Raw genomic sequence first — 13,397 nt, 5'->3', positions numbered from 1 at the left:
ATGTAACGAACGAAAATATACTTTTAACAGTAGATAAATGTAGGGGGTGCTAACATGAAAAAACGATGGATTTCTTGGTGGATTGGTAACATATTTTGGATTATCGTTTTTGGAATATGGGCCGCTATTATTTGGCTACGAGATGTTGATGGTGCTGGTGTTATTCAAACACCTGAAATTAAATCAATATCACTTATCGTTTTATTAATTGCGTTTATCATACCGGTATTTTTTCAAATTATATGGCTAATCATTAATTTGAGAATGAGTAAAAAAAATAATTATACGATTTAGTTTTTTTGAATTAACAGATCAATATTTTTCATAAAAAAAGAGAGGAATCTACATCAAAATAGATTCCTCCTTTTACATTTGGACTTATACTGCACTTTTACTGCAGCACTACTCCTCTTTTTTACGATGCATGTTCATCTTTCTTCTTCATTAACGCTCTTTTCTTCATCGCCTTCGTTAAATATCCACCCTTAAACGAGCGAATTTCATACGAAGACATAAACGCTTTCGGTGCAATTTCATTAATGATTTCTAAAAGCTCTTTCTCTCTAGAACGCTTTGCGACGATATCTAAGCGATAACGTATAGAATTAATACCTTCGCCTTCAAATACTGTAACGCCAAATCCAGAGTGACGTAACTCATCTACTAATTCATTACAACGGTCTAGTAAACTAACTTGATACGTAATATAACCAATTGCTAATTTATTCTCTATATAACCGCCTAATAACAGTCCCGCACTAAAGCCAATGACATAGGCAACGATGTTCATCCAATTTGATAAATCTTGAAACACAATACCTAAACTGACAATGTAAATAGCTCCTTCTAACAATCCAACACCAGCAGCGGATCTTGTTTGATTCTTTACAAGCAAAATCGTACGGATTGTTAAAATTGGAACGTAAATAATTTGTAGCACAAAAATAAGTAGCGCTTGTAACATTGGTATCCACCTCTTTCAAAAAGTCTTTTGTCATAATAACATACATAACCTTTAGAAATCGATGGGTTTTTTAAATTTTTTTTATTATTTTTCATACTATTGAAAAACGTAAAAAAGAAGCGTATTATATTTGTCGTTAATTTGTTTACTTGTATCAAATCACTAAAATAAAAAAGGAACCCGATTAGGTCCCTTTCATCATAGCTCTATGTTTTTCGAAGCATGTTCCCTTTGCTTCTCTTCTTCTTTCACTAACTGCATATTTGCATACGCTAAATTTGCAATCATTAAAAAGTGGCCACCTAAAATACCTGTACCGAATGCCCACATTTCCATCTCATGCTCAATTTCATACATGATGATAGCTCCTAAAATAGCAGCTGCAAATCGGTTTAAAACTCCTAATCCAGGAGCCTTTTCCTTCATTACGATACTTTTTCCGAGTTTCTCCACTCTGCGAGCTAATAACCAAAGACAATAGGCGCTTACTGCTAATCCAATACCGAACCCTGTCACTTGTTTTCCAAACGGAGTAATCGTCCACATAAGTAGTAAACCACTAAAGATCACATACAATTGTAATCGATATACACGTAAGGCTTCTTGAATCAAAATATCCGCTCCTAAGTTCTCATTTTTTGTACTTTAGAAGAAAAGCAGCAACTTACACAGTTGCTGCTTTCTCTTCTTCTTGTTCTTGTTCCATCTTACGAATTTCAACACGTTTAATTTGGTAAGCGTCTTTTTCTAACACTTTAAATTCATAACCTTCCGCGTCAACATGTTGTCCTTCTTCGATTTCATGATTTTGCATCATAATCCATCCACCGATTGTATCCACATCATCTTCTTCGATGTGTAATCCAAATAAATCTTTCACTTCTGAAATAAGCACTTTTCCATCAACAATGATATGTTGCTCGTTCACATGTTGAATTGGCGGTGCCTCATCTTCATCATATTCGTCACGAATTTCGCCGACGATTTCCTCCAAGATATCTTCAAGCGTTACAATTCCGGCTGTTCCTCCGTACTCATCATATAAAACAGCCATCGGAATTCGCTTCTTCTGCATTTGAAGTAATAAATCGTGAATTGGAGTCGTTTCCATCACTTCAATAATCGGACGCATATACGAGCGAATAGATGATAAATCTTTTTGATCCTCGGTCATATATCGAATAAAGAAATCTTTTACGTTGACCATACCGATAATATCATCTTTATCTTCTCCAAAAATCGGATAACGTGTGTATCGCTCATTTTGGATTACTTTCATGTGTTCTTCTACTGAATCTTCCAGGTAGAAACCAACGATTTCTGTTCGCGGTACCATAATCTCTTTTGCAATACGATTATCAAATTCAAAAATGTTATTTACATACTTGTATTCAGCTTGATTAATTTCGCCACTTTCATAGCTATCTGAAAGGATAAGACGTAATTCTTCTTCTGTATGAGCTACTTCATGTTCTGAAGCTGGCTTTAAACCGAATAAACCAGTTATCACACGAGCTGAACCGTTCAATACCCAAATAAATGGATACATTACTTTATAGAACATCATTAATGGACCTGCCAATAATAACGTTACCCTTTCAGCCTTTTGAATTGCCATCGTTTTCGGAGCTAATTCCCCTACTACAACGTGTAAATACGTCATAATCATAAAAGCAAGACCAAATGTTAATACTGATGAAATAGAAGGATTTAAGTTCCATTTCTCAAATAACGGGTGTAATAACTTTTCAATTGTCGGTTCACCTAACCAACCTAATCCCATAGCTGTAACTGTAATACCTAATTGACAAGCAGATAAATATTCATCTAAATTTGTTGTTACCTTTTTCGCTGCTAAAGCACCGCGTTTTCCTTCCGCAACAAGCTGATCGATACGACTTGAACGTATCTTTACAATCGCAAACTCTGCTGCTACGAAAAATCCAGTAAATGCGATTAAAATCGCAACCATGACTAAATTAAATATTTCCAATGAATCCCCTTAGTTAAAAAACTAAGGTGTCCACCTCCTGTATACTATAATGTTTTCTTATTTGTTTGTTAGAAAACATAGCCCGATACAAAAATTAAAGAGGTCGGATTTCACTTATTCTATAATAATAGAGCAAGTGTCTGTATTAAAGCTGTCGTTTGACCTGATAAAGATTTCGATATTTTTTCACGTTGTGAATCAGTCAATTCATCTAAAAGCGGCTTTAACTCAGTAAGCTCCACTTCTAATTGATGAATATGGTCTGTCACTTCATTCACTTGTTTCGAAACGTGTTCATTGATACCGAGCAGCTTCTTCTTCTCCTCGATTTTCTCTTTAATCTCACAAAGCGGCATATGCATTTCTTTGCACTTCTCAATAAATTGTAATGTCTCAAATGCTGTTTCGTCGTAATAGCGATAATTAGATTGAGATCGCTCCGCTTTTAAGATACCTAGATTCGTATAATAATCAATCGTTCGTTTCGACACGTGAGCCATGAGAGCCAACTGTCCGATTCGATACACCTTCCCAACGATCTTCCCCCCTTGTTTATATTACTTACATCATACAACACATAAACTGTACAGTCAAACGTGACGGTTTATTATTCACAATTTATACAAAATTCCAATCTCCTCCTATGATGATTCAATACGAGTAATCTACACTTATACAATAAAATTACTAAACTACTACCTAATCACTACATTGTCTGCCACTTTTAACCTTTCTTATTTAAAAGCATATCCTACTAATAATGATTGCTTGTATAGGAGGGAATTAATATGAAAAAGACAATCATTTCTCATTTTTATAATGAAGAATACCTACTTCCATGGTGGCTTATGCATCACACGAAAATATTCGATCACGGCATTTTAATTAATAGAGGGTCTACAGATCGTTCCGTAGAGATTTGTAAACTATTAGCACCCCACTGGGAGGTACGAAATTCAAGATTTCTTGAGTTTGATCCAACTAATACTGATATTGAAGTGATGGAAATTGAAAGAGAAGTTTCAGGTTGGAAAATCGTTTTAAATACTACTGAATTCTTTTGTTGTAATAATACTGAAGAATTTTTTTCATCTCTTCATACACTAGGCCAAAACATGTATGCGATTAGAATGATTTTAATGATAGATAATCATAATTATAATTATTCAAAGCCTAGATATTCTATCCCCTTAGTAGAACAGCGATACCACGGTGTCTTCCCTTATAACCCAAATCTCGGATGTGCTTGGAGATTTATTCACAATCATCTAGACGGTGCATATTTACCTGGTAGACATCATTCGCGGCACGGATATATAATTTATGACTATCCTTCATTTATTTTAAAATTTTATTTTAGCCCTTGGAATGAACAATCAAAGGCAAGAAAATTACAAATTACACCTACCCTTTCAAAAAGGGGTGTTCAAATGGGACTTCAAACACATTACGGTCAATCTCCTGAAGTACTGGACATACGTTTTTTAGAGCTTAGTAACCTAACACAAGACCTCCGTCATAACCCTGAATATCAAGAATTATTTCCAAAATTCAAACCGTAATATTTTCTGCATCGTCATCACCTCAAACATTTTCATTCACTTAATCAAAAACAATCTCATTTGCATAAAACATGAATACTGTATAAATAATAAATTTTTATTTTAGGAGGAAAAAATGAAAGCTGTTATTCTTGCTGGTGGGTACGGTACAAGAATTGGGGAAGAAACACATTTAAAACCGAAACCTATGATTGAAATTGAAACAAAACCCATTCTATGGCACATTATGAGTTTGTATAGTCATTACGGAATTACTGAGTTTATTATTTGCTTAGGCTATAAAGGATATGCAATTAAAGAGTTCTTTCTAAATTACAACTTACACATGTCTGATTTCACAATACAGTTAAACGATAATACAATTACTAGCCATTCTCATCGTGTAGAACCATGGAAAGTTACACTAATCGATACTGGTGTAAATACCGAAACGGGTGGCCGAGTGAAAAAGATTCAAAATTATGTCGGAGACGAACCTTTCTGCCTCACTTATGGTGATGGATTAAGTAATGTAAATATAAAAGAACTTATTACATTCCATAAAAAACATGGAAAAATGGCTACTGTTACTGCCGTACAACCTCCTGGTAGATTCGGTTCTCTCATATTAGATAAACAGTCTGTAACATCTTTTCAAGAAAAACCATTAGGTGATGGCGGATGGGTTAATGGTGGATTTTTCGTTTTAAATCCTGAAGTTTTCAATTACATTAGTGGAGATAAGTCTGTTTTTGAAACAGACTCTTTAGTTCAGTTAGTAAATAAAAATGAATTGGCCGCATATCAACATTCTGGTTTTTGGCATCCGATGGATACATTGCGCGATAAAAATAAATTAGTCGAGCTATGGGAAAGTAATAACGCTCCGTGGAAGGTTTGGTAATATGGCTTCATCATCTTTTTGGAATAAGAAAAAAGTATTTATTACGGGACATACTGGATTTAAAGGCTCCTGGCTCACCCTTTTCTTAAGTTCTTTAGGTGCAGAAGTAGTAGGCTTTTCTTCTCATCCCCCATCCATTCCTAACATTTTTGAACAAGGTAACGTAGCAAAAGAGTGCACGACAATGAAAGGCGATATTACAGATTACCATTCTTTATTTCATGCCATGAAGCAGCATAAACCTGACATAATATTTCATTTAGCAGCTCAGCCAATCGTAACCGCTTCATACAAAAATCCTATCGATACATTCAAAACGAATGTTTTAGGTACTGTCCACGTGCTAGAAGCAGCAAAGTCCGTCCAAAGCGTACGTGCCATTATTAATGTGACAAGCGATAAATGTTATGAGAATGACGGTAGTGGCGACCGAGCGTTCGTGGAAAATGACCGACTAGGAGGTTTCGACCCTTATAGCGCTAGTAAAGCTTGCGCTGAAATAGTGGCAACATCCTATCAAAAATCATTCTTCCGCACTAATACCCAGAAACTCGCCTCAGTCAGAGCTGGTAACGTCATCGGCGGTGGTGATTGGGCAGAAGATCGATTATTCCCTGATATCATTCGGGCATATTTGTACAATCATACTTTGTGTATTCGAAACAAATATGCCGTCCGTCCGTGGCAACATGTTTTAGATCCTCTACATGGCTATATCCTTTTAGCTGAGAAACTTTGGAATGATGCTAAATATGCAGAAGCGTGGAATTTCGGCCCAATAAATGAACATAACAGAACCGTTCATGATGTCATTGAATCTGTAATAAAATTATGGAATAACCCACTAACAATCATTTCCTCCTCTACAAATACTCCTTATGAATCACCTGTTTTAACACTCGATAGTACAAAAGCAGTAAACAAACTCGGCTGGACTCCTAAGTTATCAACAGATGATTCTATCGCTTGGACTGTTGATTGGTACAAAAAATATGCATCTGGTGAAAATATAGAATCTTTCACACGACAACAAATCGATGCATTCAAAAATTTATAAAGGGGCTATAAAATGGAACAGAAAAAATGCCGTTTTTGCCACTCATTACTAACCAACACTTTTTTAGATTTGGGCGTTTCCCCTCTCGCTAATTCATTTGTAGCTCCTGAAAGCTCATATAAAATGGAACCTTTTTATCCGCTGCACACATTTGTTTGTCACTCTTGTTTACTCGTACAGCTAGATGAATTTGAATCCCCGCAAAATATTTTTCATAACTATTTATACTTCAGCTCTTACTCCTCAAGTTGGCTACTACACGCTAAACAATATGTAGAAATGGCGATTAAGCGTTTCAACTTAACGAAACATTCAAAAGTGATTGAAATCGCAAGTAACGATGGGTACTTATTACAATACTTTAAAAAAGAAAATATCGAGACATTGGGAATTGAACCCGCGAAAAACGTAGCAGAAATTGCTATCAAAAAAGGAATTCCTACTCATGTGAATTTTTTTAGTAATGACTTAGCAAAAAAATTGCCACAAGCTGATTTAATCGTCGCAAATAACGTATTAGCACATGTTCCAAACTTGCATGATTTTGTTGCTGGTTTAAAAACACTATTAAAACGTGATGGCACGATAACAATTGAATTCCCGCACTTATTAAACCTTATATCCTTTAACCAATTTGATACCATCTACCATGAACACTTCTCCTACTTCTCACTTATAAGCCTTCAAAAAATTTTAGCTCATCATCATTTACAAATTGTTGATGTAGAAGAGCTTTCAACACATGGTGGTTCATTACGTATTTTTGTAAACCATCTAAGTTCCCAATCCACTATCCATTCCAACGTTACAAACTTACTCCAAAAAGAAATCAATTACGGACTCGATACATTAGATTGCTATCTCCTTTTTTCTAAACGAGTGGAACAATTGAAAATAAATATTTTAAAGTTTTTTATCGAAGCAAAAGCTTTAAACAAACAAATCATCGGCTACGGCGCTCCGGCTAAAGGAAACACCCTGTTGAATTATTGCGGAATAGGTAAAGAATTTTTAGCGTATACAGTAGATAAAAATCCTCACAAACAAAATCTCCTTTTACCAGGAACTCGTATTCCAATAAAATCTCCAGCAGAAATTAAACGTACAAAACCGGATTACATTCTCATACTTCCTTGGAATTTGAAAGACGAAATTATAAAAGAATGCTCTTTCATTCGTGAATGGGGCGGTAAATTTTTAGTGACAGTTCCAGAAGTTGAGGTGATTGAGCCATGAAGAAAGTTGTTGTAACAGGTGGTAGTGGCTGGATAGGTAAATATGTTGTACATTCACTTATACAAAAGGGATACGAAGTGCACGCCACGTATAATAAAAATAACCCCTCTCACCTCCCTTGCCACTGGCATAAAGTAAACTTGCTCCGTAATGACGAAGTAAAACAATTCATTTACGACGTTCAGCCTAGCCATCTCATTCACCTTGCTTGGGAAGCAGTACCACCAGCATGCTATGTATCTATTAATAATTACTATTGGCTAAAGTCTAGTATTTCATTGATTCAGCACTTTACAACATGCGGCGGAAAGCGTGTTGTCGTTGCAGGTACTGGCGCAGAATACGAATGGTTTAACGGCGTATTATTTGAAGATTCACCGCTCCTTTCCTATAAAACCCCGTATTCTTTATGTAAAAATGCACTGCACTCCTGGCTAGAAACGTATGCACAACAAACAGGCCTCAGCATGTGTTGGGGCCGCATTTTTCATATGTATGGACCTCACGAACAAGGTAATCGGCTCGTTTCTAACATTATCACTTCCTTATTAAAAAACGAGGAAGCACTATGTACACATGGAAAACAATCGAGAGATTTCCTCCATGTGAGTGACGTCGCTGACGCTCTCGTAACAATATTAGAACACGGCGTTACAGGCACCATCAATATCGCTTCTGGTCAATCTGTACAAATTAAAGAGTTAGCTTCTATCATTGCTAAAAAGATAGGAAAAGAACATTTAATTAAACTAGGTGCAATCCCTTTCTCTAAAGATGAACCTTTATTTGTCGGGGTTAATGTAGAACGTTTAAAAACTGAAGTAAACTGGAAACCAACATACGATCTAAATACAGGAATAGAAGAAACAATTTTATGGTGGAAATCATTTATACAAAAACATAACGATATGCATCATTAAAACGTAAATCCTTCGTTCCTCTCGCTAATTCCTTATACCATTCTTCTAATCTTTCCGGCGTAACAATATGATGCGTACCCATTCCTCCATGCTTACTAGCTTCAGAAAGAGTCGGACCAATTTGTAACTTTCTCTTTCTCATCGCATCATTCCACGGACTAAACCCAAACCATAATATACAGGCAAGAGGTGGATAAATCATCGATTCATGCGCAGATAAATGTCTTCCAACCGTATAACTTCCATGCTCATGATTATGAATAAATCTTCCCCTTCTCCATAGTCTCCACTCCTCTGGTAAATAACCATGAAATCGCTGTTTCATTAAAGGTATTCCAAAGTTAAGTTCCGGATAATTATAGTTAGGATCATCGACCATAATAAGCCCTTCTAGCCAATACATCCTACCTCCCAATTCATCTAGTGATTTCCAAAACTGATTTTTATCTTGCATGCAAAGAAACTCAGTCGTATTTAAAATCATTTTCCATCCTTGTACTTCTTGTTCTATCCTCATCACTTCATGATCTGTCGCATATGCATCAAACTCTGGATTTACAGAATCTCGCACTTCCCAATGCGGTGCGAATTTTTTACAAATCTCAACGGAACGATCTGTTGAACCTTTATTAATTAAAATACCATGATCAAAAAGTTTCGTATGATGCATAAGCCACCATGGCAATAAATATTCTTCATTGTAAAAATGCGAAATAACGGTTGTAGTTATAATAATCTCCTCCTCTTTCTCTATTAATCTACTTTTTATCCTACAACCAATATACTCATAAGCAAAAATATGTTTCCTAATTATTGATCAAATATTATTATTAATATTTTTGTAAGTTTTCCTTTGGTACCCAGCCCTTCTCACCATCTCTTCCTTCGCCCCAAACCCATCCATTGAATTCTTCTAATCCAATCACTCTTTCTCCAATACTCACATTTAATTCTTTCGCAGTATATTGTTTTATAATAATTCCTGTTCCATTCATATCTTTTTTTATAATTTGCTCCGGAACCCATCCTTTCCGGTCATATTTCTCTTCGTGACAAAACATCCAGTTTTCCCAGTTTTCCGGACCAGCGTAACTCTCTATCATTTTCACTACATCCCCCTCTTCTAAGCGAATTGGATTAGGATAATTGCTAACATGTGATTTTATAACGATATATTTCATAACAACCTCCAATAATCAGAAAATTAAGTTATAATATCATTATAACTTAAAGAGGAGGAATGCACGCATGTACTACAACACTTCATTCGAAAACGATCAACCTGTAGGCCGTCTATAAACTAAGACGGGCAATCATATAACACATACACTACGCCTCGTCTTAGGGAACTCATAATACCCTAAAAATAGACGGAGGTACTTTACATGAAACAAACAATTTTAGGAGCTATATGTTTATCACTAGCAGCAAGTATATGGGGTGGTATGTATGTTGTTAGCAAATACGTACTCGATTTTATCCCACCACTAACCCTCGTTTGGCTACGCTTTATCATTGCTTTTGTTGTTTTGTATGGCATTTTGAAACTAGCTGAGAAAAAGCAAAAGAAAAAAGTAACCATTCGCAAAAAAGATTGGCTCCTATTCGCTTGGATTGGATTTATCGGCTATTTCATTTCGATCACATGCCAATTTATCGGAACAAAATTATCCGACGCTCATACAGGCTCGTTAGTTACATCAGCTACACCTGCATTTATGGTTATATTTGCAGCGCTCATTTTGAAAGAAAAACTAACCGCTCGTAGACTTTTATCTACTATAATAGCGACAATCGGCGTCATTATCGTAATCGGGTGGGATATTGAAATTGGCTCCTATTTTATTGGAACAATCATTTTAGTTGGAGCCGCTATTACGTGGGCTTTACTATCTATTTATGTAAAGATCGCTTCAATCCAATTCTCATCCTTAGTTATTACAACGTATGCCATATTCTTTTCACTCTTTTTTATTACACCCTTTATGATATGGGAACTACAAACATCCTCTATCGGAACAGTAAATACGTACGTAATATTAGGCGTATTATACTTAGGTATTGTCTCAACAGCAGGTGCCTTTTTCCTTTGGAATAAAGGATTAGAATTAATAGATGCAAGCATCGGTTCCTTATTTTTCTTCTTCCAACCTATTGTTGGATCATTACTTGGCTGGCTCTTATTAAATGAGACATTAAATAGTAACTTTTTTATTGGCGGTATTCTTATTATATGTAGCGTTTTAATTACTACTTTTGAAAAGAAATAAAAAGCAGGCAGAGATTTTTAGTCTCTGCCTGTTCGCATTATTGGATCTTGGTCGTGAAAACCAATACAAATCGGTATATATCATAATACTTCGCTTCTATTTGCTCTACTGCTAACGAAAAGAGATCCTCTTGCATCTCTTCTAAATACTGAAATATATCCACACTAAACACTCCTCACTCTTTACGCACTCCAATGCGATGGACGGGATAACATTTTCGGTAATTTCGTATGCTTATCCCCTTTCGCTGCGTTAATTTGAACTTGCGTCAGAAAAATACTATTTGTAAAATCAGCCCCGCGAATATCTGCATCTCTTAAATCTGCTCCGATAAGATCTGCTCCTCTTAAATTTGCTCCATTTAAGTTAGCCGCAATTAAGTAAGCACCCCTTAAATTTGCACCTTGTAAATTTTTCTTTTTCAAATTTGCTCCCATAAGATCTGCTCCGCGGTGAATGATTCGTTTCTTACGTGCAGTATTCATTTCCTTCCATACTAATTCGCTCGTTTCTAAAAGAAGAATGTTCACCTCTGCCCTATGCATTGGAACATTTATTTTCATTAACTCATCTGGATTTAAATTCGAAAGTCGCTCTGTCTCCTCAATTGCGGTCTCCAGCTCTTTATGAATTGGCTGTGTTGCCTTTAAAAGAATCGCTTCATTCAAATACCAAAGCATTTCATGAAGTTGATGCATAACCGGAAAAGCATCGTACATTTTTCTTGCATGCTTTGCATCTTTCCGCCAATCAATCCCTTTAAACGTACCCTGAGAAATCTTCTGCCCAGCACCGAAACACTCAAATACTGTACAACCTTTATAACCTTTTCCTCTAAGATTTTTATGTATACTACATTTAAAATCTGATTGTAAGTTAGAACATGGTTTACCACCATCTTTATTCACTGCAAAATCTACCGATGCTGCGAACGGTAATGCAACGCAACATAGACCGAAGCATTTTTCGCAGTTTGCTTTTAAATGATCATTATGATTAGTCAAAATCTATACCCCCTGTTGTCTTTTGACTATTTCATAATATTCCAACTGTAATAAATAATCAATTTTAAAATAAACCGGCATCTTTCGTTCCAATTCATAACTTTATCATTCGATTTCCTTTCAATTGAAAAGGACTATTTCTATTTAATGAATTATAATTAAATTATAAATTTTCTAACTAAAAGGAGACTTATTATGGCACTAGAAATGAAAACAAACTGTCAAATTTGCGATCAATCGCTCGAACAAGATTCTGAAGCATACATTTGTGTATATGAATGTACATTTTGCGCACCATGTACAGAAGAAAGACAAAACGTTTGTCCAAACTGCGGCGGCGAATTAGTACGTAGGCCGAAAAAGAAACAATAAAAAGCAAAGCGATATCGCTTTGCTTTTTATTGTTTTCTGAGTATATGAAATTATATCGAACACAACTTAAACATTTAAAAACTTCACACAAACAGGCTCTGGCACAGCAACATCAGATTGTAAAAGTGTTAACTTTCCTGTAGATTCATCTCTTGAAAATAGCACAAGATTATGTGACTTTTCATTTGTAGCAACAAGAAACTTTTCAGTAGGATCTAATACAAAGTCTCTTGGCCAATTTCCTTCTGTAGATGTATGTTCCACAAATGCAAGCTCACCTGAGTTTTGATCTACGCTATAAACAGCGATACTATTATGACCACGATTACCTGCATATACAAAGCGGCCGTCAGAAGAAATATGGATAGCACTGCCTTGACTATTTTCATCAAATTGTTCTGGAAGAGTAGAAATATACTGTAATTCTGTAAAGGATCCTTCTTCCGAGTTATATGTTAGCGCAATAACCTCTGAACTAAGCTCCGTCATTACATAAGCGTATTTTCCATTTGGATGAAAAGCAATGTGTCTTGGTCCACTTCCCGGATTCACAGACAGGCTATTCACTTCTATTAATGTACTATCTTTTACTTCATACGTAATTATTTTATCTATCCCTAAATCAACGCCCACTACATATTTTTCATCAGGAGTGTACCCCGCGTAATGTGCATGTGGTTTTTCTTGTCTTTCTTTATTCGGACCTGAACCTTCATGTGCCATAATAGATGAAGCAGGATTTACAGTTCCATTTTCTTCATTTATTTCAAAAGACTCAATCGTTCCTTTATGGTAATTTGCTGTAACTACTGTATGATTTCCACTATCAACACTAATATGACAAGGAGAAGCCCCTTCTACTACTTGTCTATTTTTCGCTTTTAGTTCTCCAGTATGACTATCAATGGAATAAGCAGCTACACCGCCAGATTCGCCTTCCTTAACAACAGAATAGAGATATTCATTATTTCGGTTAATCGTTACATATGTAGGGTTATCCAGCTTAGCAGTAAGTGTTACATTACCAATTTTTTTTGCTTCCGTGTCTAAAATAAACTTATATATTCCTTCGCTATTTTCTTTCGTGTAAGTCCCAACATATCCGATAAACTCTTTGTTATCCTTCATTTTCATAA

The 13,397-nt window shown here is 35.6% G+C and carries 17 protein-coding genes; 8 read left to right on the top strand and 9 right to left on the bottom strand.

Features of this window, described 5'->3' with window-relative positions; genetic code table 11:
* The first annotated feature begins 54 nt into the window (after window positions 1-54).
* The gene (locus B9A45_RS12730) at window positions 55-294 is read left to right on the top strand and encodes a DUF3923 family protein (protein ID WP_000747679.1); all 240 of its coding nucleotides are present in this window, start codon (window positions 55-57) and stop codon (window positions 292-294) included.
* A 121-nt stretch (window positions 295-415) separates the two neighbouring features.
* Here the strand turns inward: B9A45_RS12730 and B9A45_RS12725 are convergent, their stop codons facing one another.
* From B9A45_RS12725 to B9A45_RS12710, 4 genes are all read right to left on the bottom strand, one after another.
* On the bottom strand, window positions 416-964 hold the full coding sequence (locus B9A45_RS12725; RefSeq protein ID WP_000938438.1) for a DUF2179 domain-containing protein: 549 nt from the start codon (window positions 962-964) through the stop codon (window positions 416-418).
* A gap of 198 nt (window positions 965-1,162) precedes the next feature.
* Window positions 1,163-1,576, bottom strand: a complete 414-nt coding sequence (locus B9A45_RS12720; protein ID WP_000613876.1) for an ATP synthase subunit I — start codon at window positions 1,574-1,576, stop codon at window positions 1,163-1,165.
* Window positions 1,577-1,628: 52 nt separating this feature from the next.
* Window positions 1,629-2,957: a hemolysin family protein gene (locus B9A45_RS12715; protein ID WP_000402256.1), complete on the bottom strand. Its 1,329-nt coding sequence runs from the start codon at window positions 2,955-2,957 to the stop codon at window positions 1,629-1,631.
* Window positions 2,958-3,076: 119 nt separating this feature from the next.
* Window positions 3,077-3,484 carry a MerR family transcriptional regulator gene (locus B9A45_RS12710; RefSeq protein WP_000285634.1) on the bottom strand — a complete coding sequence of 136 codons (408 nt, stop codon included), beginning with the start codon at window positions 3,482-3,484 and terminating at the stop codon, window positions 3,077-3,079.
* Window positions 3,485-3,745: 261 nt separating this feature from the next.
* Between B9A45_RS12710 and B9A45_RS12705 the strand changes: the two genes are divergently transcribed.
* From B9A45_RS12705 to B9A45_RS12685, 5 genes are all read left to right on the top strand, one after another.
* Complete coding sequence (locus tag B9A45_RS12705; protein WP_000750973.1) at window positions 3,746-4,519, top strand: glycosyltransferase family 2 protein; 774 nt, start codon at window positions 3,746-3,748, stop codon at window positions 4,517-4,519.
* Window positions 4,520-4,634: 115 nt separating this feature from the next.
* Window positions 4,635-5,402 (top strand): glucose-1-phosphate cytidylyltransferase, encoded by a 768-nt coding sequence (rfbF, locus tag B9A45_RS12700; protein ID WP_084064093.1) that lies wholly within the window; start codon window positions 4,635-4,637, stop codon window positions 5,400-5,402.
* Window position 5,403: 1 nt separating this feature from the next.
* Window positions 5,404-6,459 carry a CDP-glucose 4,6-dehydratase gene (rfbG, locus tag B9A45_RS12695; protein WP_084064092.1) on the top strand — a complete coding sequence of 352 codons (1,056 nt, stop codon included), beginning with the start codon at window positions 5,404-5,406 and terminating at the stop codon, window positions 6,457-6,459.
* A 12-nt stretch (window positions 6,460-6,471) separates the two neighbouring features.
* Window positions 6,472-7,695: a class I SAM-dependent methyltransferase gene (locus B9A45_RS12690; protein WP_065703605.1), complete on the top strand. Its 1,224-nt coding sequence runs from the start codon at window positions 6,472-6,474 to the stop codon at window positions 7,693-7,695.
* The gene (locus tag B9A45_RS12685; RefSeq protein WP_142263052.1) at window positions 7,692-8,615 is read left to right on the top strand and encodes an NAD-dependent epimerase/dehydratase family protein; all 924 of its coding nucleotides are present in this window, start codon (window positions 7,692-7,694) and stop codon (window positions 8,613-8,615) included. The genes B9A45_RS12690 and B9A45_RS12685 overlap by 4 nt, the downstream gene beginning before the upstream one ends.
* Here B9A45_RS12685 and B9A45_RS12680 read toward each other — a convergent pair.
* Both B9A45_RS12680 and B9A45_RS12675 read right to left on the bottom strand, forming a co-directional pair.
* Window positions 8,584-9,384 carry a glycosyltransferase family 2 protein gene (locus tag B9A45_RS12680; RefSeq protein ID WP_071686365.1) on the bottom strand — a complete coding sequence of 267 codons (801 nt, stop codon included), beginning with the start codon at window positions 9,382-9,384 and terminating at the stop codon, window positions 8,584-8,586. The genes B9A45_RS12685 and B9A45_RS12680 overlap by 32 nt on opposite strands.
* Before the next feature lie 61 nt (window positions 9,385-9,445).
* Window positions 9,446-9,796, bottom strand: coding sequence for an SH3 domain-containing protein (locus tag B9A45_RS12675; RefSeq protein WP_000875282.1), 351 nt, complete (start codon window positions 9,794-9,796; stop codon window positions 9,446-9,448).
* A gap of 204 nt (window positions 9,797-10,000) precedes the next feature.
* Between B9A45_RS12675 and B9A45_RS12670 the strand changes: the two genes are divergently transcribed.
* On the top strand, window positions 10,001-10,885 hold the full coding sequence (locus B9A45_RS12670) for a DMT family transporter (protein ID WP_000814736.1): 885 nt from the start codon (window positions 10,001-10,003) through the stop codon (window positions 10,883-10,885).
* A 37-nt stretch (window positions 10,886-10,922) separates the two neighbouring features.
* Here B9A45_RS12670 and B9A45_RS32635 read toward each other — a convergent pair whose 3' ends face one another.
* Window positions 10,923-11,048 (bottom strand): hypothetical protein, encoded by a 126-nt coding sequence (locus B9A45_RS32635; protein ID WP_254905753.1) that lies wholly within the window; start codon window positions 11,046-11,048, stop codon window positions 10,923-10,925.
* A gap of 19 nt (window positions 11,049-11,067) precedes the next feature.
* Window positions 11,068-11,889, bottom strand: coding sequence for a pentapeptide repeat-containing protein (locus tag B9A45_RS12665; RefSeq protein ID WP_000181431.1), 822 nt, complete (start codon window positions 11,887-11,889; stop codon window positions 11,068-11,070).
* Window positions 11,890-12,084: 195 nt separating this feature from the next.
* Here B9A45_RS12665 and B9A45_RS12660 point away from each other — a divergent pair, with 195 nt between their 5' ends.
* Window positions 12,085-12,261, top strand: coding sequence for a DUF1272 domain-containing protein (locus B9A45_RS12660; RefSeq protein WP_001162791.1), 177 nt, complete (start codon window positions 12,085-12,087; stop codon window positions 12,259-12,261).
* A 66-nt stretch (window positions 12,262-12,327) separates the two neighbouring features.
* Here B9A45_RS12660 and B9A45_RS12655 read toward each other — a convergent pair whose 3' ends face one another.
* Window positions 12,328-13,395, bottom strand: a complete 1,068-nt coding sequence (locus B9A45_RS12655; RefSeq protein ID WP_000782217.1) for a lactonase family protein — start codon at window positions 13,393-13,395, stop codon at window positions 12,328-12,330.
* Between the last annotated feature and the right edge of the window lie 2 nt (window positions 13,396-13,397).

The sequence above is a fragment of the Bacillus sp. JKS001846 genome (assembly GCF_900176455.1).
In the GTDB taxonomy this organism is placed as follows: domain Bacteria; phylum Bacillota; class Bacilli; order Bacillales; family Bacillaceae_G; genus Bacillus_A; species Bacillus_A cereus.
The sequence above is the reverse complement of the archived record's forward strand: the minus strand, read 5'-3'. Positions and strand labels throughout refer to the sequence as shown.

Excerpts from the sequence above, each read along its gene's own strand:
- rfbG (WP_084064092.1), top strand. The coding sequence starts at position 5,404 with ATGGCTTCATCATCTTTTTGGAATAAGAAAAAAGTATTTATTACGGGA.
- B9A45_RS12690 (WP_065703605.1), top strand. The coding sequence starts at position 6,472 with ATGGAACAGAAAAAATGCCGTTTTTGCCACTCATTACTAACCAACACT.
- B9A45_RS12655 (WP_000782217.1), bottom strand. The coding sequence starts at position 13,395 with ATGAAAATGAAGGATAACAAAGAGTTTATCGGATATGTTGGGACTTAC.
- rfbF (WP_084064093.1), top strand. The coding sequence starts at position 4,635 with ATGAAAGCTGTTATTCTTGCTGGTGGGTACGGTACAAGAATTGGGGAA.
- B9A45_RS12660 (WP_001162791.1), top strand. The coding sequence starts at position 12,085 with ATGGCACTAGAAATGAAAACAAACTGTCAAATTTGCGATCAATCGCTC.
- B9A45_RS12705 (WP_000750973.1), top strand. The coding sequence starts at position 3,746 with ATGAAAAAGACAATCATTTCTCATTTTTATAATGAAGAATACCTACTT.
- B9A45_RS12730 (WP_000747679.1), top strand. The coding sequence starts at position 55 with ATGAAAAAACGATGGATTTCTTGGTGGATTGGTAACATATTTTGGATT.
- B9A45_RS12670 (WP_000814736.1), top strand. The coding sequence starts at position 10,001 with ATGAAACAAACAATTTTAGGAGCTATATGTTTATCACTAGCAGCAAGT.
- B9A45_RS12685 (WP_142263052.1), top strand. The coding sequence starts at position 7,692 with ATGAAGAAAGTTGTTGTAACAGGTGGTAGTGGCTGGATAGGTAAATAT.
- B9A45_RS12675 (WP_000875282.1), bottom strand. The coding sequence starts at position 9,796 with ATGAAATATATCGTTATAAAATCACATGTTAGCAATTATCCTAATCCA.
- B9A45_RS12725 (WP_000938438.1), bottom strand. The coding sequence starts at position 964 with ATGTTACAAGCGCTACTTATTTTTGTGCTACAAATTATTTACGTTCCA.